Here is a 20,310-nt window from a genome sequence, read left to right as displayed (position 1 = left end):
CGACTAGCTATCAGCCATCCGCGTTGGCCTCTCCACCCGGCCGGGGAGTAGCCCTTTTCTGACAGTATTCAGGAGGGTTCGATGTCCAAACGACAGCTTCGGCTTGGTTTCATTCTGCACGGCGTCGGCCCCGGCTGGGACGATTGGCGCCACCCCGATGCGCAAGTCGATGCCAGCACCAGCCTGCCGTTCTACAAGCGGCAGGCGCAGGTGGCCGAACGCGGCAAGTTCGACTACCTGTTCGTGGCCGACAGCGTGTCGATCAACGCCCGCTCCAGCCCGCACTACCTCAACCGCTTCGAACCGCTGACCATCCTGTCGGCGCTGGCGGCAGTGACCGAGCACATTGGTCTGGTCGCCACCTCGACCGTTTCGTACAACGAACCGTTCAATCTGGCCCGCCAGTTCGCCTCGCTCGACCACATCAGCGGCGGCCGCGCCGGGTGGAACGTGGTGACAAGCTGGCTGGAAGGCAGCGCCGCCAACTATGGCAAGGAAGAACATCTGGCGCATGACGTGCGCTATCGCCTGGCCGAGGAATACCTCGATGTCGTGAAGGGGCTGTGGGACAGCTGGGAAGACGATGCGCTGGTGCGTGACAAGGAAACAGGCCAGTTCCTCGATCCCGACAAGCTGCACGAGTTGAACCACAAGGGCGAGTTCCTCAAGGTCAAGGGTCCGCTCAACATCTCGCGCAGTGCGCAAGGCCAGCCGGTGATCTTTCAGGCCGGATCGTCCGAGGACGGGCGCAACTTTGCCGCCAAGCATGCCGAGGCGATCTTTACCCATCAGGAAAGCCTGCAGGAAGGCCAGGCCTTCTATGCCGATATCAAGGCGCGGGCGCGCGGCTTCGGGCGCGATCCGGATTCGGTATTTATCGTCCCCGGCGCGCGGGTGGTGGTCGGATCGACCGAGGCCGAGGCCGAGGCGAAGTACAACGAACTGGCCGGGCTGGTGAACCTTGAAAATGCCCTGCGCGCATTGGGACGCGGTTTCAACGATCACAACTTCAGCGTTTATGATCCCGACGGACCGTTCCCGCGCGAAGTCGCCGCCGAAGGGCACAAGAGCAATCAAAGCGCCTCGTCACGGGTGCTGGCACTGGCCGATGAGGGGCTGACGCTGCGCGAAATCGCGCTGCGTGCCGCCACTCCGCGCGGCAGCTTTGTCGGCACGCCCGAACAGATCGCCGACCGCTTCGAACTGTGGCTGAACGAGCGCGGCTCGGACGGGTTCAACTTGTTCGAAAGCCTGCCCGGACAGCTCGACATCTTCGTCGATCAGGTCGTGCCGATCCTGCAGGCGCGCGGCATCTACAAGACCGACTACGCGGGCACGACGTTCCGCGAAACGCTCGGGCTGGAAAAGCCCGTCAACCGCTACACCGCCGCCCGCCTCCACCGCACCGCGGCCTGAGCCTGAGAGAGGATTGTTCCGCCATGGCTACCCAAGCACTCGAAAACCCGGCTGAAATCGACACCGCCGGTCTTATCATCACCCCGTTGCAGCCCACCATCGGCGCCGAAGTGTCGGGCGTCGATCTGTCGCAACCGATCACCGACGCCCAGCGCGTGGCGATCCGTGCGGCGGTGGTGAAGTACAAGGTGATCTTCTTCCGCGATCAGCCGCTGACCACCGAACAGCACGCGGCCTTTGCCGGGCAGTTCGGCCCGCTCTATACCCATCCGACAACGCACCATCAGTCCAGCAATACCGCGATCCATTCGATCGCCGCACGTGATGAGCGCGAATACGGCGACCGCTTCAAGCGTGTGCTGGATTCGGGCGATGCCTATCACACCGACACGAGCTGGCGGCTGGTGCCGACCTGGGGTGCGGTGCTGCGCGACATCAACCTGCCCGAACAGGGCGGCGACACCATCTGGGTGGATGCAAACCTTGCCTACGAAGCGCTTTCGGACGAGCTCAAGCAGCGGCTTGAAGGCCTTCACGTGACGCACAACTTCCTCGGCGCGCTCAAGGCGGTGGGGCAGGAATATCCGATCGTTGCGCATCCGGTCGTGCGCACCCATCGCGAATCCGGGCAGAAGATCCTGTGGGTCAACTTCTCGCAGCAGCCGCAGATTCTCGGTGTCGAACTGTCGGAAAGCAAGGCTTTGCTCGACGAGATCCTGCGCCAGTACAAGCGTCCCGAACTGCAAGTGCGCTTCAGCTGGCGCAAGAACTCGGTGGCGTTCTGGGACAACCGTGCCACGGTGCATTACGCCGTTCGCAACTATGCCGATTTCCCGCGCGAACTGCACCGTATCCTGATTGCTGATGAGCCGTTGTGGGCAGACCTGTAAGATGATCCTCGATCGACGTCAGCTTCTTGGCGCGTCCGGCGCGTTCCTCGCCCTTGCCGCTTGTGGCAAGGGCGCAGGCGCTTCTGGCGTGTTGCGTGTCGGCAGCCAGAAGGGAGGTACCAAGGCGTTGCTGCTCGCCTCTGGCGCGCTGGAAGGGGCTAGGTACACGGTCGAGTGGTCGGAGTTTCCGGCCGCGCAGAACCTGCTGGAGGCGCTGGGCAGCGGCGCGGTCGATCTCGGCCTCATCGGCGATGCGCCGTTCCAGTTCGCCTATCAGAGCGGCAGCCCGATCAAGGCGGTCGCGGTGCAAAGCGTGCCCGATCCGCAGGAAGGCACGCTGTCGATCCTCGTCGCGAAGGGTTCGCCGCTCCAGTCATTGCAGGATTTGATCGGCAAGAAAGTTGCCACCACGCATGGCAGCATCGGGCACTATCTGGTGCTGCGCGCGCTGGCGGCCAACGGGCTCAAGGCCGATGCGGTCAAGGTCGTGTTCCTGTCGCCCAGCGATTCCCGCGCCGCACTGCAGACCGGTGCGGTCGATGCGTGGTCGGTGTGGGCGCCCTATACCGTCGCGGCGCTGGCCGAAGGCGCGCGGATCGTGGTCGATGGCCGCAGCTATTCGCAGGGCAACAGCTTTGACGTCGCCAACGAACAGGCCATCGCCGACAAGCGTCCGCTGCTGCAGGATTTCCTGGCGCGTGAGGCGCGGGCGATGGAGTGGTCGCAAGGGCATACCGCGGAATTTGCCAAAGTGCTGGCCCGTGAAACCGGCCTGCCTGAAGCGATTGCGCTGGGTACTGTCCAGCGTGCGCGGCGTGCCCGCACACCGATCGATGACGCGCTGATCAAAGACCAGCAGGTCATCTTCGATACCTTCCGCAATGCCGGTGAATTCAAGGGCAATCGGCCGATCGCACAGGCGTTCCAACCCATCGGCTGACCGTTCACTGCGAGCTACGGACGCTCCCCTCAAGGATTTGCAGGGTCTTGAGGTCGGAGTGGAAATCGAGCGCATAGTCGCCGCCTTCGCGTCCGATGCCCGAGATACCGATCCCGCCGAATGGCGCGGTCAGATCGCGGATCAGGAAGGTGTTGACCCATACCGTGCCGCCGCGCACCGCGCGTCCGACCCGCTCGGCCCGCTCGGCACTGCCGGTATAGACGATGCCCGACAGGCCATAGGCGGTCGAGTTGGCCAGCGCGATGCCTTCCGCCTCGTCCTTGAACGTCTGGAAGGTCAGGACGGGGCCAAAGACCTCGTTCTGAACGACCTCGCTGGCGTTGTCGCGCGGCGCGATCAGCGTCGGTTCGATCCAGTTGCCATCGTCTTTCCAGCGCTTGCCACCGCGCACGATCGTGTCGCCTGCGGTCCGCGCGCGATCGATGAAGCCGAGCACGCGGGCGGCATGAACCGGATGGATCAGCGCCGACATCGTGGTGGCCGGGTCACGGCTGTCGCCCATCACGTGCGCATCGGTATAAGCGTGGAAGCGCTCGAGGAACGCTTCGCTGACGCTCTCTTCCACGATGATGCGGGTGCCGGCCATGCACACCTGGCCGCTGTCGTCGTACTGTCCGGCCGCCTTCCTGGCAGCGGCGTCAAGGTCGGCGTCGGCAAAGACCAGCAGCGGCGACTTGCCGCCCAGTTCGGCAGTGAAGGGCACGATGTTTTCAGCCGCTGCCTTGCCGATCACGCGCGCGGTTGGCACCGATCCGGTGAAGCTGATGCGCTTGATCCGGGGATCGCCGGTCAGTGCATTGCCCAGTTCTGTGCCAAGGCCCTGAACGATGTTGAACACGCCGGGCGGAAAGCCTGCCTGTTCGATCAGGTCGGCCAGCAGCGATGCCGAAAGCGGGGACCAATCGGCGGGCTTGAGGATTACCGTGTTGCCAGCGGCCAGTGCCGGTGCGCACTTCCATGTGGACAGCATGAACGGCGCGTTCCACGGCGTGATGATCAGCGCAGGGCCTGCTGGCGAGCGGATGACGCGGTTGGCCGTCCCGCGTGATGACCACACCCGCTCTTCATGCGCGCTGGCCAGATCGGCGTAGTTGCGGAAATTTGCCGCGCCGCGCAGGATCACCCGCAGCCGCAGGCTTTCCAGCAGCATCCCCATGTCGAGGCATTCGATCAGCGCGAGCTGCTCGACATTGGCCTCGATCAGATCGGCCAGCCGGTGGAGGTAGACGCCGCGTTGCGCCGCAGTCAGCGCCGCCCAACCGGGGAAGGCAGCGCTTGCCGCCTGTGCCGCCAGATCGGCGGTTGCCGCATCGCCACGTGCCACATCGGCCAGCTTGCGCGGCCAGTCGAACGGACAGCGCGTTTCGAATGTCGTGGGCGAACCCACGCGCTTGCCGTCGATGAAGTGGTCGGGGGAAACGGAAATGCCCTCGATATCGATGCGTTCGTGCATGGCCAGCCTCAGATGTAATGCAGGTAATAGGCACGGTGCGCATCGGCCGGCAGCTCGCTGACGATGCGCACTTCCTCGCGCTTGATGCTGATGTAGTTGGCGATCAGATCGGCCCCGATGGCGGCGCTCAACACGGTGTCGGCCTCAAGCGCGTCGAGCGCGCTGCCCAGATCATGCGGAGTGTGCCGGTCGGTGTTGATCGTTTCCAGCCCGTCGTTCGTTTCGGGGCCGGGCAGGGGATAGCCCTGCTCCAGACCCAGCAGCGCAGCCTGCAGCAAGGCTGCGATCGCGAAGTACGGGCTGGCGGCGCAATCGGCCAGACGGTGCTCGATCCGCGCGGCAGAGCCGGTCTCGGCCGAGACACGCACGGTCACGCTGCGATGGTCGATGCCCCAGTTGGCCCAATAGCCCGACAGGCTGGCCGGTTGCAGCCGCGCATAACTGTTGGTGGTAGGCGCCATGATCGCAGCCAGCGCTTCGTGGTGGTGGATCAGCCCGGCGATGGAGCCCTTCATCACCTCGGACAACCGGCCGCTGGCGATATCGTCGGCAAAGACATTGCTGCCGTCGGCCTGCGTGAAGCTGAGGTTGAAATGCAGGCCGCTGCCGCTTTTGTCGGCGAAAGGTTTGGGCAGGAACGACAGCAGATAGCCGCGCTTGTACAGGATCTCGCGCGCCATTTGACGGAACAGGAAGGCGTCGTCGGCCGCCTTCATGGCATCGGCATAGCGCAAGGTCAGCTCGAATTGCGGCGCATCGTATTCGGCATTGATCGATTCAATCGGAATGCCGCAAGCCTGGGCGGTGGCCCAGATATCGTCGATCAGCCCGGCCGGATCGGTGAACGGACCCGTGCCATAAACGAACGCACCGGGCGTTTGGTAGGGCACCCAGTCGCCCTGCGCATCGCGTTGAAAGACATAGGCTTCAAGCTCTACGCCGATCATCGGGTCAAGCCCGCGCGCGCGCCAGGCGGCAATGGCGCGAGCCAGCGCGGTCCGGCCGCACAACGCGAACGGTTCGCCCTTGAAGTGCAGTTCGCCCAGCGCGATCTGGGTGCCGCTCTCCCACGAGGGGCGCAGGGCAGCGGGATCGAAGCGGACTTCCATGTCGGGCAGCCCGTCCAGCATGCCGCCGCCGGGCGCCGCCACCAGCGCCTTGTCATACGTGACCGCGAATGTGCCTACGCACATGCGGGCGTGGCCCTTCTGCGCCTCGGACATCGGTACATACTTGCCGCGCGCCAGATTGAGCTGATCGGCAAACAGGATGCGACAGCGCGTGATGCCGCGCTCGGGTGCCTGCGGAGCTTCGGAATGGGACATGATGTTCAGCGTGCTCCCGATCAGCGCGCGGTGACGCGCACCGGCAGATATTTGATGCCGTGGATGAAGTTGGACCGCAGGAAGGCGTGTTCACCGACTTGCTCGATTGCGGTCAGCCGCTTGGCCAGTTCCTGCATCACGATCGCCACTTCCAGCTTGGCCAGCCACATGCCCAGACAGATATGCGGACCGCCCTGACCGAACGACAGGAAGGGGTTGCGCGGGCGCGTCAGGTCGATTGTGTAGGGATCGGCAATGGCGTCGGCATCGCGGTTGCCCGCCATGAACCACAGCAGCACTTTGTCGCCCGCCTTCACCTGCTTGTCATGGAAGGTGAAATCGCGGGTGGCGGTGCGGCGGAAGTGCGTGGTTGGCGAGGCATAGCGGATCATTTCATCGGCCGCCGCCTCCCAGCCGGTGAAGTCGTCAGCCTGAATCTGGCGCAGCAAGGCCGGATCGTTGGCCAGCGCGTGGATCGTGGCCGAGATCGAATAGCGCGTGGTGTCGTTGCCCGCTGCGACCAGCAGGCAGAAGAAGTTGCGGAATTCATCGCGCGACATGCGAGCGCCGGTGCTCGTCGGCTCGCGCACCAGATTGAGCACACCGATCTGTTCGCCCGCATCCATCCGGTCGAGCAGCCCGTTGGCATAGTCGAACAGTTCGATGGCCGCAGGCGAGCGGAACGGCAACATCCGATAGGCATCGCCATCCAGTTGATCGACAACGAAGTCGGTATAGTCGGGGTCGGCGTTCGAAATCAGGGCGTCACCCTTTTCGACCAGAAACGGCCCGTCCTCCTGCGGCACGCCCATGATCTGGGCCAGCATCTGCATCGGCAGGCGCCGCGCGATCCGGTCGACCGCGTCGAACTCGCCCTCGGCCAGCGCCACGTCGAGCAGGTCGGTCACGATCGCGCGGATCTGGTCCTCGAACTGCGCCACCGTGCCCTTGGCAAAGGCTTTGGACACCAGCGCGCGAAAGCCGCGATGGTGCGGCGCATCGCTTTCCTGAAAGGTCTTGCGCGCTTCCACTTCCTCGTCGGTCTGGTCCTCCATCCGGATACCCTTGGCCGACGACAGCAGATCGGCCTGCCGGTTGAGTTCAAGCAGATCGGCATGGCGCGTGACCGACCAGAAGCCCCTGTCGCCATTGGCCATCTCTGACCAGGCCATCGGCTCTTCACGGCGCATCCGGTCGAATGTCGCAAACGGCGCGCCTTCGTTGAAGGCGTCGAGCGACGACAGGTCGACATGCGGGTCGGTCGAGCGGGAGAATGGAAACGGCATCGGATACTCCTGTCCTGATCCGGTGCTAGTCGCTGGGTCGGTGCGGGGACTTGGCAGAACCGGACAGAGTGCGGCGGGGGCCTTCTGGTCGGGGGCCGCTGGCTTTAATGCGGCGGTCGATCCCGCGAACTGTCCGGGTTGAAGGAGCTGCCACATGGGCGAAATCATCGGTGCCGGTCTGGTCGCACATGCGCCGACCATCATGATGTCCAAGGAAGATCGCTACGCGCTTAACGAGGGCAAGGAAATCAGTCTGGTGCCGGGGCTGCACCGCCTGAAAACCGAAGTGCTCGACATACTGAAGCCCGACACGATCGTGCTGTTCGATTCGCACTGGTTCACCATCGTGGAGTTCTGCATTGCCGCGCACGAGCGGCGTACGGGGCTTTATACCTCGGATGAATTGCCGCGCGGGATGCGCCAGATCCCCTATGATCTGAAAGGCAGCCCAGCCCTTGCCACCGCGATGGCCGAGCGCGCGACCGCACACGGTGTCCGCACCAATCCGATCGATGATCCGTGCCTGCCGATCCACTATCCCACGGTGAACCTGTCCACATTCCTGCAAGGCGAGGAGGAGTGGGTCACGGTCAGCCACGCTTATTCCGCCGAACCTGCGGATTTCCTCAAGGTCGGGGCGGGCATAGGTCAGGCCATCGCCGAATCCGACAAGCGCGTGGTGCTGATCGCCAGCGGGTCGATGAGCCACCGGTTCTGGCCGTTCCGCGAAATACCGCTGCATGAGGCTTCGGACCCGGTGCACATCTCGTCACCGGCTGCGCGTGAGGCCGACTACGAGCGGCTGCGCTGGTTTGCCGAAGGCAATCACGCTGCGGTGATCGACACGATGCCCGATTACTTGCGCCATGCGCCCGAGGCGCGCTTCGGCCATTACCTGATGATGGCGGCGGCCTGCGGCGGACGCGACTGGAAGGCCAGGGGGCGCCAGTTCTCGGATTACGAGAACGCGACCGGCACCAGTCAGGTGCATGTCTGGTTCGACAAGCCCGAGCAGGGCTGGAACTGATCGGCTGCCGGGGGCGGGGCAGGTCGCCCTACCCCCGGTTACCGCACGCGTTCAGTCCTGAGCCAGCACGCGGTGCTCGATCCATGCGATGATCTCTGCCCGGCGGGTTCGATCGTCGGTCACGTCGCTGTCCACGCCCAGTTGCCTAGCCAGCCCCACGCTGTCCGGGGCGGCACCCAGCGCTGCCAGCTTGTCGCGATAGGAGGCAAGGTCGGTCAGATCGGCAAAGAAGCCCTGCGCGATCATGTCGTCGGCATAGAGCGTATAGAGTTGGGCGAGCTGGTCCAAATCGAACTCGGGATGGTACTGCACCGCCCACACTTCGCTGCGCCCCAGCGCGATGATGGCGGCCTGCACGGTGCTGTGCGCGTTCGAGGCCAGCAGGATCGCGCCTTGCGGCAGAACGCTGACCTCGTCGTAGTGGATGCAGGGTGCGTCGAACACTGTTGGCTTGGCGCTGAACATCGGATGGGCGCAACCGGCTGCATTGAGCGCGACCTTGCGCGCAAATCCCACTTCGCGCCCTTTCGGACTGGGGGCAACCGCGCCGCCTGCGGCGATGGCGGCGATCTGCAGGCCCCAGCACGATCCGAAGATCGGCAGCCCGGCCTCGGCAGCCTCGGCCACCAGTGCGATCTGGTTGGTCACCGCAAAGTCGGTGTCATAGGCGTGCAGCGCCGAGCCGGTAATCACCAGTCCGGCATAGTCGCTCCAGCCGCGTCCGCCGGGGATCGCCTCGCCGGGGTCGGCGCCGTTGAGTACATCCAGCGCCATGGCCGGATAGTGCGCCGCGATCGCTTCGGCATAGATTTCGCTCGAACTGCGCACATGCAGCGCGCGCGCACTGGCGCGCTTGTCCGCGGTGTTGCCTTCGAGCAGCAGCAGTCGGGTCATGGAGATTCCTCTGGTTGGGACGGATCAGTGCGCGGGCTTGGTCAGGTTGGCGCGGTAGGTTTGTGGGCAAACCCCGCTCCAGCGATGAAACGCGCGGGTGAAATTGCTGTGTTCGGCATAGCCCAGCCGCAGCGCGATCTGGGCGATCGACAAGTCGGGGCGGGCGCGGAATTCGAACAGTGCCTGACGCATCCGGCATTCGTCGAGCACTTGCTGAAAGGAACTGCCCTCGTCGGCCAGCTTGCGCCGCATCGTCCGGCTGGACATGCCGATCTCGCGGGCAAAGCGCTCCTGTTCGATGGCGCTGTTGTTCAGGTCGCGGAACACCATCTGGCTCAACCGCTCGACCAGCGGTGTGTCGCGCCGCTTGTCGACGATGGCGCGGCCGAGAGGGCGCACGTCATGGTGTCCACTGGATTGGGGCAGCGCGAGATCGAGCATGGCGGCGGGGAAGCGGATCTGGTTGGTGTCGGCGCCAAAACAGCACGGTGCGCACACGACTTTGCCGATATCGCCGCGCATCTCGTGGCTTTCCGCCTCGAACGCGAACTCCACTTTGTCCCACGCACCGCGTGCGCCGCGCCGGATGATCTGCCCGACGATGCCAAGGCTGAACATCGCGTCGTGATGACGCGGCCAGATTTCGGGGTCGAGAATGCGGTAGCTGACCGCGGCCATGTCATCCTCGCGGTCTAGCCGAATGTCGGTGCAATCCTGCAGCAACGAGAAGTAATCGACCAGCCGCCGCAGCGCGGTGCCAACTTTGCCCGCCGCATTGATCGCTTCGCCGACCGGGCCAAGTGCCGATAGATCGTAGTTGCCGCCCGCCAGCCAGGGGATGGCGATGTCGCGGGTCTGGCACACCACTTGTTCCGAAAAGCGCACGAATTCGGCCAGAGGCATCACGTCCTGCCGAACCTCGCACGGTTGAAGCGTAACCGCGCTGGGGTTTGCGCTGCCGCTTCTGCCGCCGCATTCGTCCGCTGCAGGGCTGCTCTGACCAAGGAAGCTGTCCCAGCCGTTCATGGCCGCAGCGCGCACGGTCGCTTGTGTCATGGATTCTCCCTTTTGTTTGTTATGGCCCGAGGCTAAGCGATTCGGGATACAGCAATATTGATCGTTTCGATCAAAAAGTGACATTATGTTGCAGTATCGGTAAAGGGTGGCGGTCGCGGAATGTCCGATCCTGCCAAGCGCGGGCGGGCGAACCCTGCAATCGACGATGCGATCCTGCCAGAAAGCTTCCGTTGATGCCCAAGCCGCTGCCAACACCATCGTTGCCGACCGGGTCGGGCTCGCGCGCGCAAGTCGATGTGAATGGCTGGCCAGCGATCCTTGGCGCGGTCCTGCTTGGCACGATCGGGGTGCTGTTGTTCATCATTCAGCCGGGCATCGTGCAGGCCTATGTCACGCATCTTGGCTTGACCGAAGCGGTGGCGGTCAACCTTGCCGGGATCGAGATGCTGGGCGTCGCGCTGGCGACGATCTTCATGGCGATCCGGGGCGTCGGCTTTGACTGGCGGCACGTGGTCGCCGCCGGGCTGATTACCGCGGCCGCTGGTGATTTCGGCTCGCTTGGCGGCGGACACGGCGTGTCGTTCTATGGCGCGCGTTTCATCGCCGGACTGGGTGAGGGCACGATCATTTCGATCAGTTTCACCTTTGTCGGCGTGACCGTCCGCGCCGAACGCAATGTGGCGCTCTATCTCTCGCTGTTGCTGACGTACGGGGCCTTCGGGCTTTGGTATCTCCCGCTGTTCCTGTCGGCCTTCGGGTTGGGAGCGATGTTTGCGGGGTTCGGCGGCCTGTCGCTGCTGGCCTTGCTGACGCTGCCGCTGCTGCCGCGCGCCTATTCCGCCGAAGCGATGGCCAATCCCGAAGCGCGGCAACTGCCGCGATCGCTGCTCGTGGTCGCACTAGGCGGGGTGCTTGCCTACAACATCGCGCAAGGCATCGCCTGGGCGGTGCTGTTCCTGGTCGGAACGGGCGCGGGTCTGGCCGAACAGTCGGTGGCGGACGCGCTGTTCCTGTCGCAGATCCTTGCAGTCGGCGGGGCGCTGGCCTCGGTCTTTCTGGCCGGACGGATCCACCGCAACGCCGCCATCGCGTTCGGCATTCTGGCCGGAGCGGGCAGTATCGCCTTGCTGGTAGGCAGGCCGGGGATGGCGCTGTTCGTGGTCGGGGTGTGCGGCTTCAACGCGTTGTGGAACTTCGTGCTGCCGTTCATCCTCGGGCGGGTGTGCGATTTCGACGAGAGCGGCCAGATGATGTCCTATGCCATCGCGATGCAGATGATCGGGCTGGGCAGCGGGCCGCTGATCGCCGCGCAACTGCTTGACGGAACCGGCTACCGCGCTGCCGAACTGGTGTGCATCGCGCTGTTCATCGTCAGCTATGGCCTGCTGCTGTTGCCGATCCGTCGCCACGCCGCGCTGCGGTCGCGCGCACCGCGCCTTGGCTGAACGGCGGGAGCGGTCAAAGGGTTGACCCACCCGGCGATTTGGCCGGAACGGGCAAGCGTATGACGGGCGCGCATTGCAGGTTGAGCCTAGCTCAAGAACGCATCGGCGCCTGTCCTGATATCCGACAGGCGGCACGATCGACGGGGGGAACAATGGCACCTATCGTGAAGTCGCTCGCATCGGTCTCCATCCTTGCTCTGGCGGTACAGGGCGTGTCCGCTTTTGCGCAGGCTGCACCAGCCGAAGCGACTGCTGCCGCAGCGACAGCGGCCGCGCAAGGCTCGGCGGATGCCACATCGACCTTCGGCGACATCGTCGTCACCGCCAACAAGCGCAGCGAGAATGCGCAGCGGGTGCCGATCGCCATCACCGCCTATTCGGGCGCGCAGTTGAAGGCATTGGGCGTTACCGACGCCACGCAGATCACCCAGCAGGTGCCCGGCCTGCAACTGAACGCGTGGTCGCCCAACGTCACGATCTTCAACTTGCGCGGCATTTCGCAGAACAACTTTACCGACTACCTGGAAGCGCCGATCGCGGTTTATGTCGATGACGCCTACATGGGCTCGATGAACGGCCTGTCGGGGCAACTGTTCGACGTGCAGCGCGTCGAAGTGCTGCGCGGTCCGCAAGGCACGCTGTTTGGTCGCAATGCCACCGGCGGATTGATCCACTACCTCAGCACCGATGCCAGCAAGGCCGAATTCAACGGCTATGCCACGGCAAGTTACGAGCGGTTCAATCGCCGCGCGCTTGAAGGAGCGGTGGGTGGCAGCCTGACCGAGGGCTTGCGCTTTCGCGTGGCGGGACGCGTGACCAAGGCCGATGGCTACATCAAGTCCGCAGCGGCGCTACCCGGCGTGTTCGATGGCAATGGTCAGGATCTGGGCGCGGAAAACGGCTGGGCGTTGCGCGGCACGATCCAGGCAGACCTTGGTGCCAACGGCAAACTCGATCTGTGGGTCAAGCACAGTGAGGACAACAACGTCGCCACCGGCGGCTATGTCTTTGACAACTGCAACCTGCAGGACAACGGCTATTGCACGACCGATGCCGCCGGACTTGCCAACGGATCGGGCGGGGTCATCAACGGGATCACCGGAGCGCCCGCCAGCCCGTTCCAGAATTTCAGCGACAAGCGCGGCTTCTTCAACCGCAAGACCGATATCTTTCAGGCCAAACTCGGCTACGATCTGGGCGGGGTGAAGCTGACCTCGATCACCAACTACACCGATCTCACCAAGTCGTATCAGGAAGATGGCGACGCGCTGCCGGTCGAATTGATCGTGTTCCAGACTCAGGCGAAATATACCCAGTTCAGCGAGGAATTGCGGCTGACTGGCGATGCCGACCGGCTGCGCTGGCAGACCGGGGCCTATTTCCTCGACATCAAGGTCAAGGGCCACATGGCCACGATCGGCGCGCCTGCCATCGGTGCGGCGCTGGCCGCAGGATTGCCGGGCACCAACCCCACCATTTCGGAAAACTACGACCTGCATTCGCGCAACTGGTCGCTGTTCGGGCAAATGGAATACGACCTTGCCGACAAGCTGACGCTGATCGGCGGGTTGCGCTATTCCAAGGACACCAAGTCGGTCCTCTATGATTCGACCGTGGTCGAAGGCGCGCAATCCGCCGCGATCGCGTCGAATGCGACGTTTGCGGCCGCCTTGCCGGGCGCGGACCGGATATCGCACGGCGATGTCGCGGCGCGGGTGACGCTCAACTACAAGCCTGCTCCGGACACGCTGTTGTTCGCATCATGGAACCGCGGGATCAAGGGCGGCAATTTCACGCTTAACGGCTACGTCGATGCGCGCACCTTCCAGCATCGCCCCGAAACGCTCAATTCGTTCGAGCTGGGCGCGAAGTGGTCGAACCCGTCGCACAGCGTGCGCGTCAATGCGACCGCCTATCATTACATCTACAACGACTACCAGACGTTCGCGCTGATCGGCGGGGTGCCGCAAGTGGGCAACAGCGATGCGCGTGCGACCGGGGCTGAGCTCGAAACGTACTTCCAGCCGACCAGCCACATCAACGTCAATCTTGGCGCCACCTGGGAAACCTCGAAGGTCGATACGGTGCAGGCGGCGGGCTCGCAGTTCCTGTCGGTGCTCGTGCCCGGATCGTCGGTGCCGCAATATTGCACAGACCAGCATGACGGCACCTATTTCTGCAACTATCCAGCCAAGACCATCAGCGGCGCAAAATTCCCCAACGCGCCCAAATTCAGCTTCAATTACGTGGCGCGATACAACTTTGACGCGGTTGGCGGCAACGTCGTCGCGCAAGTCGACGGGGTGTGGTACGACAAGCAATATCTGGAAGTGACCAACGGCCAGTCGTCGATCCAGCCCGCCTATAACATCACCAATGCCTCGCTGGGTTGGACTGCGGCGAACGAGCGCTTCTCGATCCAGGTGTTCGGGCGCAACGTCTTCAACAAGGCCTATCGCGCCTATACCCTCAACCTCGGCCCGCTTGGCACGACCTCGGTCTATGCCAAACCTGCGACGTATGGAGTGACCGCCACCGTCAAGTGGTGACGCGCCCGGGAGAAGCCGCCGGGCCTCACTGCTTGCGATAGCGGCCCGGTGGAAGCCCGAAATGGCGGGCAAAGCTGCGGATGAAGCTGGCGCTTTCGGAAAAGCCGACCGCCAGCGCGATCTCGCTTATGCTGCGGCGGCTGTTGCGCAGCAAACGTGCGGCCGCCATCAGCCGATGCTCGGTCAACAGTTCGCGCCAGCCGGTCCCTTCGGCCTGCAACCGGCGGTGCAGTGTGGCGGGTGACAGGCCCAACACCCGCGCCGCGCCCGCGATCGTTGGCGGCCGGTCAAGCGGTGTGGCTTCGATGATCGTCTTGACCTGATGCGCCATACCGCCGAGCGGGCTGTTCAGGTCAGACCGACGCCGCAAGTGCTCTTCCAGAATCGGATGCAGCACGGGACTGAGCACGCGGCCGCGCAGATCGAGCAGTCGCGCATCGAACGACAGGGTATTGCAGTCCTGCGCAAAAAACACGTCGCAGCCGAAGTAGTCGCGATAAATCGCATAGTCGCCCACGCGTTCGTGCTCGAAGCGGACCTCGCGCAGCTCGACGTCGCTGCCGGCAAACTGGCGGGCGAGGCTGTACATCGCGCCGATCGAATATTCTGCATCCTGGCGGCGTTCGGTCAGTGAGCTGTCCTGCACCGCATATTCGAACGTAGCCCACGGGCCGACCAGAAAGCGATGCCGCGAGGCTTGCTGCAGGGGCGCCAGATTGCGGGTGAAGCTGGCAAAGGCCTCGTGCAGGGTCGGCGCGCTCAGGAACAGGAAGCTCAACGGGCCAAGGCTATCCGATCCTGCCAGCCTGCCTGCGTGCAGCCCGAAGTGCGGATTGCGCACGAATTCGGCAGCACGTTCGAAAAAGCCCAGAAAGCGGGTCAGCGGAATGACTTGCTCGGGATCGTCGAGCAAGTCGCGGGCTATGGCGAATTCGGCCAGAAGCGGCGCGGGCGATCGTCCGGTCAGTTCGACGCAATTGGCGACATGGCGCAGGAACTGGGCGGAGATCGTGGGAGTTGCCATGGCGCCAGCCTATCCCGCCGGATCACCGGTTCAATGCGGTTTTCGCGCGCGCAACGGCAAAAGCACGAATTGCCGTTGCGCGCGCCTTGTCCGCGTGTTGCCGCCTATTTCTTGTCGAGCGCAGATTCATAGAAGGCGGCACCCTGACCGCCTGCCGCGCGGATGCCGCGGAATTCCCAATCGCCGCCCATTGCCGTGGAAATCACTTCCTCGCTTTCGGTCGGTTGCGCGCCGACATCGTCGCGGATCGGGGTGGGTCCGTGAACGATGGTGTTCGACAAGCGCCCGAGCCCGTCCACTTCGACATCCACCACATCGCCGGGCTGGACCGGGCGGCTGTTGGCAGGCGTGCCCGACAGCAGCACGTCGCCGGGTTCCAGCGTGATGGTCCGCGCGATGTCGGCCACCAGATAGTGCATGTCCCATTCCATGTTGTTGGTGTTGTCTTCTTGCCGCAGTTCCCCGTTCACGTACGTGCGGATCATCTTGTCGCGGAAATCCCATCCAGTGACGAGGCCGGGGCCGATCGGGCAGAGCGTGTCCGAACCCTTCACCCGCAGCATCGATCCGGCATCGGTGTCGCGAAAATCGTGGAGACCATAGTCGTTCGATACCGCGTAGCCCAGGATGTAGTCGGCAACATCGGCCGGCGCGACATTGCGGCAGGTCTTGCCGATGACGATGGCGATCTCGCCTTCGTAGTTCAGCCATTTGCACCGCTCGGGGCGCACGACCGCGCCCTTGTGGGTGTTGAGCGCGGTCACCGGCTTCTGGAAATAGGTGGGCGCGGACGGCAGCCGGGTGATGAACTCGTTGACCCGGCTGTGGTAGTTCAGGTGCACGCAGATGATCTTGCTGGGGTTGCACGGGGCAAGGTGGATGGCATCGTCCACACCGATGCTGCGCCCATCGCGGGTGACCAGTTCGTCGCCCATGCGGGTTGTCAGGATCGGGTAGCCGTCGAGCAGGATGCGGCGGTATTCGGTGGTCATGGCGCGAGTCCTCTGGAATTCCTGTCCGTTCCTTACCCGATCGGCGGACCACCTGCTTTGGCCGTTGCGGCCAAGCTTGCGGCGTGGGTGGCGCTAGAACGGCGGCAACGCGATTTGCCGAGGACATCATGAGCGCACTCAAGGGCCTGTTCTATCCCCGCACTCCCACCGGCAAGGCCAGCATCGTGCCGCCGGTGCCGTGGCATTATTCGGGCGAACTGATCACGCTGGAATATCGCACCGATCCAGCCAGAATCGCCACGCTGCTGCCCGAGGGCTTCACGCTGGCTGACGAAGATCCTGGCGCCGTGGCGGCGATCTGGGCCGACTGGCAGTCGACTGGCGACGATCCGGCGCAACTGCTTGATCCGGTGCGTGTGCAGTACAAGGAAATGTTCGTGGTCGTGCGCTGCAAGTTTCAGGGCAAGACCTGGTCGCGCTGCATCTACATCTGGGTCGACAAGGAATTCGCGATGCTGCGCGGCCAGCATCAGGGCTATCCCAAGAAGCTCGGCTCGATCCAGATGAGCCGCCCGGTCTATGTCGGCAAGGCCGGTCCCCGCCTTGCCCCCGGCGGCACGTTCGGCGTGACGCTTGCCGCATTCGACCGCCGTCTGGCCGAAGGGCGCTTCACCATCGCCGAAGCCGCCGAGCGACCCGGTTTCGTCAATGGCTTGCCGATGGCGCACAACCGCTGGTTGCCCGCAATCGAGACCGACGGCACGCAAAGCCTTGATGAAGTGGTGACCATGTCCAGCTTCGATGTCGAACTGGGCCGGTGCTTCAAGGGCGACTTCGACCTCACTTATTTCGATTCGCCGGTCGAGGAACTGCTCGATATCGCGCCGCGCGAAAAGATAGCCGGATACTGGCACGAAGTCGGCGTGTCATGGCGCGCGGGCACCACCTTGCAGCGCAACCTTCCGGTGGGCTGAGGCGGGCACGGCGCTTAGGGCGCGAACGAGCGCATCGTCTGCGCAACCCCTTGGCTGAACGGAGTAACGTCGGACCAGAAGCGCGCCTTCCACGCCTCGGCTTCGACGTGATAGGGCCGGTCCCACTGGAAACGCATCTCGCGCAGTTCGCGCAGGAACGGCACCACCAGCGCCAGCGCGTCGAGCAGCAGCGGTGGCAGCGAAAAGACGCGCAGGCGGGTGCCCATGCTCACCGCGCCCATGGCGAGGATCTCGCGCGAGGTCAGCGTTGGCGCGCATGGCATGTGCCAGACCTTTCCGAACGCATCGTCGGGCGCGTCGAGCAATGTCACCATCGCGCGGCCGATGTCGGGCACAAAAGCATAGTCGTGCGGCTGGTCGGGCGAAAACAGGAATGTCGCCGTCTTGCCCCGGGCGATCGCGGCAAGGCCGGTGTCGCCAAGGTGCGAGAGCGTGACGCCGGGGCCATAGAAGTCGGGCGCACGCAGCGCCGCAACCTGTACGCGCTTGTCCTGCTGCCACATCTGCGTGATCCGCGCACGGACCGCCGGTTTGCGGCCAAAACTGGTCAGCGCCATCGTTTCAACCAGCGGCGTGCGCTGCGGACCATACATGTACAGATTGTCGAGGAACACCATGCGTGCACCCTGCGCGGCGCAGGCATCGAGCAGGTTCTGCATGGCGATAGGCCAAAGCTGCTCCCACACTTTGCCGACATAGGGAAAGCCGATGGCGACCGCGACCTGGGCAGCGCCCGCGATGGCGGTGCGCAGCGATGCGGGGTCGAGCACGTCGCAGGGCGAGAACGCCAACCCATCGGGCAGGTCCACAGGTCGCGAACGTTGCGCTACCCGAACCGGCCTGCCCTGTGCTCGCAATCGCTCGACCGTTGCGCGTCCGACCGGCCCATAGCCCAGTACCACGATGTCATCTTGCATGTCGCATCTCCTGTGTCGGGGGCCGATATAAACCGGGCTTTATCATGTGTGAAATGCAAGTATGTTATCCATATCATGCGTCAGAAACATCTTCGTTCGATTGATCTCAACCTGCTTCCGGTGCTCGATGCGCTGCTGCGTCATCGCAATGCCACCCGTGCGGGCGACGAGGTCGGCCTAAGCCAACCGGCGATGAGCCGGGCACTCGGACGTCTGCGCGCGCTGCTCGATGATCCGCTGCTGGTGCGAGGGCCGGGCGGTAATGTCCTGTCGCCGCGCGCCGAAGCCTTGCGGCAACCGCTGGCGACGCTGCTGGCACAAGTGCAAGCCATTCTGATCGAACCGCCGTTCGATCCTGCCAGCGAAAAGCGCGTCGTCCGGCTGGCGATGAGCGATGTGCAGGCCGAATTGCTGCTGGCCCCGCTCGTCCGCCATCTGGCGGCGGAGGCGCCGGGTGTGGTCTTGGAATGGTCCCCGATCAACCGCGAAATGCCCGATCGGATGCGCGCGGGCGAGATCGATCTGGCCTTCGCGCTGGACAGCACACCGTTGCCGCCGGGCGTGATGTCCGAACCGCTGATGGAGGATCGTCTGGCCGTGGTCATGCGCCGCGGCCATCCCTCGGGAGAGGCGTGGTCGATTGCCGACTATGCGCGGTATCCCAGCGTTATCATCTCGCTGCTGGGCGGCAATTCCTCGCAGATGGACGGCGAACTGGGTGCATCGGGCATCACCCGTTCGATCGCGGCCATCGTCCCGACCTTTCGCGCTGCGGTCGAGATCGTCGCTGTGACCGACAGCGTCACGACGATTTCCCGCGCCTTTGCGCTCAGGCTGGCGGAGCCTCTGGGGCTGGTGCTGCGCGAGCCGCCGTTGCGCGAGACGAGGCTGGGCCTTGTCAGCATATGGGGCGAGCATCGCAACAGCGACCCGTTCCTGATCTGGTTTCGCGGGGTACTGCGCGCGATAGCGAACGCGTGAGGCGCACAGGCGCGAGTCAAGCCAGAACGGCCGCAGGTTTTGTCGCCGAGTCAGCGTCGGCGCCGAGGCCGGAGTCGGCGTTGGCGTTGGCGCGCGAGGTGATGCTTTCTGGCACAGGACCGGCAAAGTCCAGGACCACGCGCGATGGCACATCGCCCGTTTCAAGCCGCTCGAAGATCGTATTGATGGCCGACAGCGGCTGAAGTTCGATATCCGCCCGCACTTTGCCACGCGCCGCAAAGTCGAGGCATTCGGCCATGTCCTTGCGGGTGCCCACGAACGATCCGCGCACCGTGATGCACCCGGCCACCAAATTGAAGATTTCGAGCGGGAACGATCCCGGCGGCAATCCGACCAGTACGCAAGTGCCGCGCTTGCGGGTCATCGCCACCCCCTGCTTGAAAGCGGGCAGCGAGGGCGCGGTGATCAGCACGCCATGCGCCCCGCCACCGGTTTCCTGACCCAAAACCTCTGCCGGGTCGTGCGTGCTGGCATTGATGACCAGATCGGCGCCGAGGCTTGTGGCATGGGCCAGTTTACCGTCATCGATGTCCACACCGCAGACCATCAGGCCCATTGCCTTGGCATACTGGATGGCCAGATGGCCAAGCCCGCCACAGCCCGATATCGCTATCCATTCGCCGGGGCGGGCGTCGGTTTCCTTGATGCCCTTGTAGGTGGTGATCCCGGCGCAGATCAGCGGAGCGGCTTCCTGCGGACCCAACCCCTCGGGAATGTGGGCTACGTAATTCGGATCGGCCAGCACGTATTCGGCAAATCCGCCATTGCGGGTATAGCCGCCGAATTCTGCATGGTCGCAGACGGTTTCCCACGCGGACAGGCAATATTCGCAATGCCCGCAAGCTGAATAGAGCCAGGGCACGCCAACCCGGTCCCCTTCCTTGACGACCGTCACTCCGGCGCCCAATGCCACGACAATGCCGATCGCCTCATGCCCCGGGATGAACGGTGGATCGGGCTTGAGCGGCCAGTCGCCATTGGCGGCGTGCAAGTCGGTATGGCACACGCCGCACGCCTCGGTCTTGACGAGGATCTGGCCGGGCCCGGGCCTTGGCACTTCCCATTCGCGCAACACCAGCGGCTGTTTGAAGGCGGTGACGACGGCGGCGTGCATGGTTCTGGGCAGCATGGGTTTGCTTTCATTCGGGGATGGCTT

Annotated in this window: 17 protein-coding genes; 8 read left to right on the top strand and 9 right to left on the bottom strand. The window is 64.1% G+C overall.

Annotated elements, in window-relative coordinates:
* Window positions 1–81 precede the first annotated feature (81 nt).
* The 3 genes from LDN95_RS07070 to LDN95_RS07060 are packed head-to-tail and all read left to right on the top strand — an operon-like array spanning window position 82 to window position 3,246.
* Window positions 82–1,416, top strand: coding sequence for an LLM class flavin-dependent oxidoreductase (locus LDN95_RS07070; protein ID WP_226016955.1), 1,335 nt, complete (start codon window positions 82–84; stop codon window positions 1,414–1,416).
* Between the two features lie 23 nt (window positions 1,417–1,439).
* Window positions 1,440–2,306 (top strand): TauD/TfdA family dioxygenase, encoded by an 867-nt coding sequence (locus LDN95_RS07065; protein ID WP_226016954.1) that lies wholly within the window; start codon window positions 1,440–1,442, stop codon window positions 2,304–2,306.
* A gap of 1 nt (window position 2,307) precedes the next feature.
* Window positions 2,308–3,246, top strand: coding sequence for an ABC transporter substrate-binding protein (locus LDN95_RS07060; protein ID WP_226016953.1), 939 nt, complete (start codon window positions 2,308–2,310; stop codon window positions 3,244–3,246).
* A gap of 4 nt (window positions 3,247–3,250) precedes the next feature.
* On the opposite strand, the gene LDN95_RS07055 is transcribed toward LDN95_RS07060, so the two are convergent.
* The 3 genes from LDN95_RS07055 to LDN95_RS07045 are packed head-to-tail and all read right to left on the bottom strand — an operon-like array spanning window position 3,251 to window position 7,331.
* Window positions 3,251–4,720, bottom strand: coding sequence for an aldehyde dehydrogenase family protein (locus LDN95_RS07055; protein ID WP_226016952.1), 1,470 nt, complete (start codon window positions 4,718–4,720; stop codon window positions 3,251–3,253).
* Between the two features lie 8 nt (window positions 4,721–4,728).
* Window positions 4,729–6,045: a glutamine synthetase family protein gene (locus tag LDN95_RS07050; protein ID WP_226016951.1), complete on the bottom strand. Its 1,317-nt coding sequence runs from the start codon at window positions 6,043–6,045 to the stop codon at window positions 4,729–4,731.
* Between the two features lie 20 nt (window positions 6,046–6,065).
* Window positions 6,066–7,331, bottom strand: coding sequence for a cytochrome P450 (locus LDN95_RS07045; RefSeq protein ID WP_226016950.1), 1,266 nt, complete (start codon window positions 7,329–7,331; stop codon window positions 6,066–6,068).
* A gap of 154 nt (window positions 7,332–7,485) precedes the next feature.
* On the opposite strand from LDN95_RS07045, the gene LDN95_RS07040 reads away from it, so the two are divergent.
* The gene (locus LDN95_RS07040; RefSeq protein ID WP_226016949.1) at window positions 7,486–8,358 is read left to right on the top strand and encodes a 3,4-dihydroxyphenylacetate 2,3-dioxygenase; all 873 of its coding nucleotides are present in this window, start codon (window positions 7,486–7,488) and stop codon (window positions 8,356–8,358) included.
* Between the two features lie 51 nt (window positions 8,359–8,409).
* Here the strand turns inward: LDN95_RS07040 and LDN95_RS07035 are convergent, their stop codons facing one another.
* Both LDN95_RS07035 and LDN95_RS07030 read right to left on the bottom strand, forming a co-directional pair.
* Window positions 8,410–9,252 (bottom strand): type 1 glutamine amidotransferase, encoded by an 843-nt coding sequence (locus LDN95_RS07035; RefSeq protein WP_226016948.1) that lies wholly within the window; start codon window positions 9,250–9,252, stop codon window positions 8,410–8,412.
* 24 nt (window positions 9,253–9,276) lie between these two features.
* Window positions 9,277–10,308 (bottom strand): AraC family transcriptional regulator, encoded by a 1,032-nt coding sequence (locus LDN95_RS07030; RefSeq protein ID WP_226016947.1) that lies wholly within the window; start codon window positions 10,306–10,308, stop codon window positions 9,277–9,279.
* 194 nt (window positions 10,309–10,502) lie between these two features.
* Between LDN95_RS07030 and LDN95_RS07025 the strand changes: the two genes are divergently transcribed.
* Both LDN95_RS07025 and LDN95_RS07020 read left to right on the top strand, forming a co-directional pair.
* Window positions 10,503–11,714, top strand: a complete 1,212-nt coding sequence (locus tag LDN95_RS07025) for a hypothetical protein (protein WP_226016946.1) — start codon at window positions 10,503–10,505, stop codon at window positions 11,712–11,714.
* A 152-nt stretch (window positions 11,715–11,866) separates the two neighbouring features.
* Window positions 11,867–14,263 (top strand): TonB-dependent receptor, encoded by a 2,397-nt coding sequence (locus tag LDN95_RS07020; protein ID WP_226016945.1) that lies wholly within the window; start codon window positions 11,867–11,869, stop codon window positions 14,261–14,263.
* Window positions 14,264–14,288: 25 nt separating this feature from the next.
* On the opposite strand, the gene LDN95_RS07015 is transcribed toward LDN95_RS07020, so the two are convergent.
* A complete protein-coding gene (locus LDN95_RS07015) occupies window positions 14,289–15,287 on the bottom strand; it encodes an AraC family transcriptional regulator (protein ID WP_226016944.1) in 999 nt (332 codons plus the stop codon).
* Window positions 15,288–15,391: 104 nt separating this feature from the next.
* Entirely contained in the window at window positions 15,392–16,279 is an 888-nt protein-coding gene (locus LDN95_RS07010) for a fumarylacetoacetate hydrolase family protein (RefSeq protein ID WP_226016943.1), read from the bottom strand.
* Between the two features lie 128 nt (window positions 16,280–16,407).
* On the opposite strand from LDN95_RS07010, the gene LDN95_RS07005 reads away from it, so the two are divergent.
* Window positions 16,408–17,214, top strand: a complete 807-nt coding sequence (locus tag LDN95_RS07005) for an acetoacetate decarboxylase family protein (RefSeq protein ID WP_226016942.1) — start codon at window positions 16,408–16,410, stop codon at window positions 17,212–17,214.
* Between the two features lie 14 nt (window positions 17,215–17,228).
* On the opposite strand, the gene LDN95_RS07000 is transcribed toward LDN95_RS07005, so the two are convergent.
* Window positions 17,229–18,152 carry an NAD-dependent epimerase/dehydratase family protein gene (locus tag LDN95_RS07000; protein WP_226016941.1) on the bottom strand — a complete coding sequence of 308 codons (924 nt, stop codon included), beginning with the start codon at window positions 18,150–18,152 and terminating at the stop codon, window positions 17,229–17,231.
* A gap of 75 nt (window positions 18,153–18,227) precedes the next feature.
* Here LDN95_RS07000 and LDN95_RS06995 point away from each other — a divergent pair, with 75 nt between their 5' ends.
* Window positions 18,228–19,133 (top strand): LysR family transcriptional regulator, encoded by a 906-nt coding sequence (locus tag LDN95_RS06995; RefSeq protein ID WP_226016940.1) that lies wholly within the window; start codon window positions 18,228–18,230, stop codon window positions 19,131–19,133.
* A 16-nt stretch (window positions 19,134–19,149) separates the two neighbouring features.
* On the opposite strand, the gene adhP is transcribed toward LDN95_RS06995, so the two are convergent.
* On the bottom strand, window positions 19,150–20,280 hold the full coding sequence (adhP, locus tag LDN95_RS06990) for an alcohol dehydrogenase AdhP (RefSeq protein WP_226017093.1): 1,131 nt from the start codon (window positions 20,278–20,280) through the stop codon (window positions 19,150–19,152).
* Window positions 20,281–20,310: the final 30 nt, after the last annotated feature.

The sequence above is a fragment of the Novosphingobium sp. FKTRR1 genome (genome assembly GCF_020404405.1).
In the GTDB taxonomy this organism is placed as follows: domain Bacteria; phylum Pseudomonadota; class Alphaproteobacteria; order Sphingomonadales; family Sphingomonadaceae; genus Novosphingobium.
Note: the sequence above shows the minus strand (reverse complement) of the source record. Positions and strands in the feature narration are given on the sequence as shown.

Excerpts from the sequence above, each read along its gene's own strand:
- LDN95_RS07070 (WP_226016955.1), top strand. The coding sequence starts at position 82 with ATGTCCAAACGACAGCTTCGGCTTGGTTTCATTCTGCACGGCGTCGGC.
- LDN95_RS07065 (WP_226016954.1), top strand. The coding sequence starts at position 1,440 with ATGGCTACCCAAGCACTCGAAAACCCGGCTGAAATCGACACCGCCGGT.
- LDN95_RS07060 (WP_226016953.1), top strand. The coding sequence starts at position 2,308 with ATGATCCTCGATCGACGTCAGCTTCTTGGCGCGTCCGGCGCGTTCCTC.
- LDN95_RS07055 (WP_226016952.1), bottom strand. The coding sequence starts at position 4,720 with ATGCACGAACGCATCGATATCGAGGGCATTTCCGTTTCCCCCGACCAC.
- LDN95_RS07050 (WP_226016951.1), bottom strand. The coding sequence starts at position 6,045 with ATGTCCCATTCCGAAGCTCCGCAGGCACCCGAGCGCGGCATCACGCGC.
- LDN95_RS07045 (WP_226016950.1), bottom strand. The coding sequence starts at position 7,331 with ATGCCGTTTCCATTCTCCCGCTCGACCGACCCGCATGTCGACCTGTCG.
- LDN95_RS07040 (WP_226016949.1), top strand. The coding sequence starts at position 7,486 with ATGGGCGAAATCATCGGTGCCGGTCTGGTCGCACATGCGCCGACCATC.
- LDN95_RS07035 (WP_226016948.1), bottom strand. The coding sequence starts at position 9,252 with ATGACCCGACTGCTGCTGCTCGAAGGCAACACCGCGGACAAGCGCGCC.
- LDN95_RS07030 (WP_226016947.1), bottom strand. The coding sequence starts at position 10,308 with ATGACACAAGCGACCGTGCGCGCTGCGGCCATGAACGGCTGGGACAGC.
- LDN95_RS07025 (WP_226016946.1), top strand. The coding sequence starts at position 10,503 with ATGCCCAAGCCGCTGCCAACACCATCGTTGCCGACCGGGTCGGGCTCG.
- LDN95_RS07020 (WP_226016945.1), top strand. The coding sequence starts at position 11,867 with ATGGCACCTATCGTGAAGTCGCTCGCATCGGTCTCCATCCTTGCTCTG.
- LDN95_RS07015 (WP_226016944.1), bottom strand. The coding sequence starts at position 15,287 with ATGGCAACTCCCACGATCTCCGCCCAGTTCCTGCGCCATGTCGCCAAT.
- LDN95_RS07010 (WP_226016943.1), bottom strand. The coding sequence starts at position 16,279 with ATGACCACCGAATACCGCCGCATCCTGCTCGACGGCTACCCGATCCTG.
- LDN95_RS07005 (WP_226016942.1), top strand. The coding sequence starts at position 16,408 with ATGAGCGCACTCAAGGGCCTGTTCTATCCCCGCACTCCCACCGGCAAG.
- LDN95_RS07000 (WP_226016941.1), bottom strand. The coding sequence starts at position 18,152 with ATGCAAGATGACATCGTGGTACTGGGCTATGGGCCGGTCGGACGCGCA.
- LDN95_RS06995 (WP_226016940.1), top strand. The coding sequence starts at position 18,228 with ATGCGTCAGAAACATCTTCGTTCGATTGATCTCAACCTGCTTCCGGTG.